Annotated in this window: 5 protein-coding genes; 4 read left to right on the forward strand and 1 reads right to left on the reverse strand. The window is 52.8% G+C overall.

Features of this window, described 5'->3' with window-relative positions; translation table 11 throughout:
• Positions 1-81 precede the first annotated feature (81 nt).
• Positions 82-393, forward strand: coding sequence for a hypothetical protein (locus ACIREA_RS29780; protein ID WP_397385953.1), 312 nt, complete (start codon positions 82-84; stop codon positions 391-393).
• 213 nt (positions 394-606) lie between these two features.
• On the opposite strand, the gene ACIREA_RS29785 is transcribed toward ACIREA_RS29780, so the two are convergent.
• Positions 607-1,092 (reverse strand): hypothetical protein, encoded by a 486-nt coding sequence (locus tag ACIREA_RS29785; RefSeq protein WP_397385954.1) that lies wholly within the window; start codon positions 1,090-1,092, stop codon positions 607-609.
• Between the two features lie 557 nt (positions 1,093-1,649).
• Between ACIREA_RS29785 and ACIREA_RS29790 the strand changes: the two genes are divergently transcribed.
• The 3 genes from ACIREA_RS29790 to ACIREA_RS29800 all read left to right on the forward strand — a co-directional run.
• On the forward strand, positions 1,650-1,862 hold the full coding sequence (locus ACIREA_RS29790) for a hypothetical protein (protein WP_397385955.1): 213 nt from the start codon (positions 1,650-1,652) through the stop codon (positions 1,860-1,862).
• Positions 1,863-2,002: 140 nt separating this feature from the next.
• Positions 2,003-2,527, forward strand: a complete 525-nt coding sequence (locus tag ACIREA_RS29795; protein WP_397385956.1) for a hypothetical protein — start codon at positions 2,003-2,005, stop codon at positions 2,525-2,527.
• The coding region (locus ACIREA_RS29800) for a RecB family exonuclease (protein ID WP_397385957.1) at positions 2,524-2,962 on the forward strand (439 nt) is incomplete at its 3' end. The genes ACIREA_RS29795 and ACIREA_RS29800, both read left to right, overlap by 4 nt.

A 2,962-nucleotide genomic window follows, 5' to 3' on the forward strand; every position in this document is an offset into this window, starting at 1 on the left:
AATTAAAATAAAGTGACAGAAAATGTGCTTTTAGGCAAACGGAAAGTTGCAGAAACTGTGTTTTTGTCCGATCATTCCTCCATGACCGCACAAGAACTCTATGATTTACGCAAAGGTAAGAAGCTGACTCAGCAACAGATGGCTGATTGGTTAGGTGTAAAAAAACGTCGCCTCCAATCATGGGAGGCTGCATTGCATCCAGTTCCACAATGGGCCGTCGACAAAATCAATGAAGTGCCATCTTTGAATCCAAAGCTCACACTAGAAGAATTCCAAAGGCTCAACAAAAAAGCGGAAGAACAAGGTAAAACGGTGGAACAATTAATTGCTGACATCATCAAGGCGGCAATCCTGCTCGCCATGTGCACGGCGGGGCTCTGGATGTTGTTATAAATAACCCCACGCTGAAGATCGAGGAAGAACAAAATGAGACGCGGCCCGTTTCCCTCTGAGGCCCAAATCATCGCTGGCCTTGTGATCTTTGCCATCTTCGGCTTGGTCCAAGGTATTCGCTGGCTGTTTGGCTGGTGAATCGTTCACGCCAGCACTTTCTACGACTGCGCATTATCCGCAAGGTCCTGCCTGTATTACATGAAATGTGAATAACTAACGGCCCTTCAAAATATCATCCATCTTCTCGTATGGGCCTTTTGGTATTATCGGGGCGGGGCCAAGTTCAGGATGAGCTTGGTGTAATCCATCGTTTAATTTTTGTGTTTCAATGCGCCTAGAGCGCTCCTGATCCAGCATGGCATTATTGTCCATCAACATCATTTCCCGAGCGTAATCTCTTGGCTTTGAATCACTGAAATTTTTGCTGTGACCAAACAGCCATACGCCACCAATGAATACACCAATGGTGACGATCCAGATGGCGCAAATGTGAACTTTTCTCTTCACGTTCGACCAATCAACCTTTGGCATGTGCGCATATTTCTCTGGCCACAACCACACACTCAAAGCCCAGGCAACGCATAGCGCCAGCATCCATCCGACCGATGGCGATTCACGTTCATTCGATGCATGGAACATGGATGCAATACAGATGACCAAGATTCCAGCGCCGATGATCCTCTTTCTCTTGTCACTCATCCCGCACCCTAGCCGAAATCGGCGCTCGTCAAACGGCAATAAGGCGGCAACGGTTAAGCAAATTGACGGATTGACCAAATTGTCAATTCATCGCCTTTTATGACCAAAAAGAGCGGTATAAATGACCAAAACAAACGGCAAGCCATTGAACGTCAATGAGATTCCAGAAGACTAAGGATCTTGTGCCGAAAGGCTTAAGGGTTCGAGTCCCTTCCCGAGCACCACTCTTTGAAGGTCAAAGAGTTACCATGGGGTAAAAGTGAAAATAATCGAAAGTGAAAATCTTCGGTTCGGACAATATTCGGACACTTTTCGAGTTCATCCTTGCCCCCGGTCTCGGAACAAGCGATTTGGGTCATAAATGGGTGGAAACTGTCCATCGACTTGGTTCCAGTTTTTGGCGATTCTCAATCATTATCCTGGTGGGCGGTGTCTCATTGAGACCCATCGAAACGTGTCATCGCCATGCGGCCGAGTCAGCCTGCAATTCTCTGCTGATTCACGTTATAAAGATTTGAGCGACCGGGGCTTATCCTTGGTTGTCTCATCCACCCATCATGCCCCGGCGAACCCATTATTCGCCCTGCATCAACCGGATCATCGTCTGTGCGTTGTATCATGAAGGCCGGCGGCTTCGCCGTCCCATGACGCGACTGGTCAACGATCTGCTCACCTCATCACTGCAAAACACGCAGGGATGGAGCATCGCTGCCACGCAGATGAGCGTCCCGGCTCAGGGCCGCATTCAGGAGGCTGGCACCACCTGCTAGCCGCACCACGTCGTCACAGCATCCCACTTCACCCCACCCGGTTCTCTCGCAAAAGGGGCCGGGTGTTTTGTCGTCGGGCCATGTGGCGGCTTTCTTCATCCACCCAAGTACACCCACCCCACATCAGGAGACACACCACCATGGCCATTAAACTCAGCGCCAACTACAGCAAAAAACTCGGACTGCCCCAATACAGCAGCCACAGCTTCAGCGCCTCCGTTGAAGTCGAACTCAGTGACATCACCCAGGTCGAAGCCGAAGTGCAGAAGCTTTACCAGCTGCTGCAGCACTCCGTGGATCAGGAAATCCAGCACCCAGGTTACGTCCCGACGGCCAATACCAACGGCAACGGGCATGCAGCACCACAGACAAATGGACGCACCTACCCGGTTAACGGCAACAATCGTGCTGCTCCACCGCCCGTCACGGACCGCTGGAACTGCACCGATGGCCAACGCGGGTTTATCCTGCGCATTGTCAGCGAGAACGCCAGCATCACCAAACAGGTGGCGGAGGATCTGTCCCAGCAGCTCTTCGGCATCGGCGTCAAGCAGCTCAACAAGATGCAGGCATCTCAGTTGATTGAGGACCTGCTCGTCAAAGCCGGCAAACCCGCGCCACGCCAGACGCGCTGGCAGCAACAACCCACCGCCCAAGCCGCATGAACACGCCCGCTGCCTCACCGCCAGAGCGCAGCGAGCAGGACATCATCACCGCATTGCAGGCAACTGTTTCAGCTTCCCGGCTGTCGCTGTTCCTGCAATGCCGGCTGAAGTTCTACTTCCGCTACGTGCTCAAGCTCAAGAAACCAAAGACAGCCTCGCTCCATCTCGGCAATGCGGTTCACGCCGTGTTGAAGGCCTGGAACAAAGCACGCTGGGTTCAGCAGCCGCTTTCGCTCAAGGTGGTCCATGAGACCTACCAAACAGCCTGGGCGGACAACACCGATGGATCGGTGGAATGGGAATCCGGGGAGGAAGAAGCCGACAAAACCACCGGCTGGCGTCTGCTCGACACCTACCTGCGCGAAAGCCATCTTCCCGCTGAGGTCAAACCCGACGCAGTGGAAGTCCCGGTGGAGGCCGATCTGCAGCAGCACG

It is taken from the genome of Prosthecobacter sp. (assembly GCF_044373815.1).
Taxonomy (GTDB): Bacteria; Verrucomicrobiota; Verrucomicrobiia; order Verrucomicrobiales; family Verrucomicrobiaceae; genus Prosthecobacter.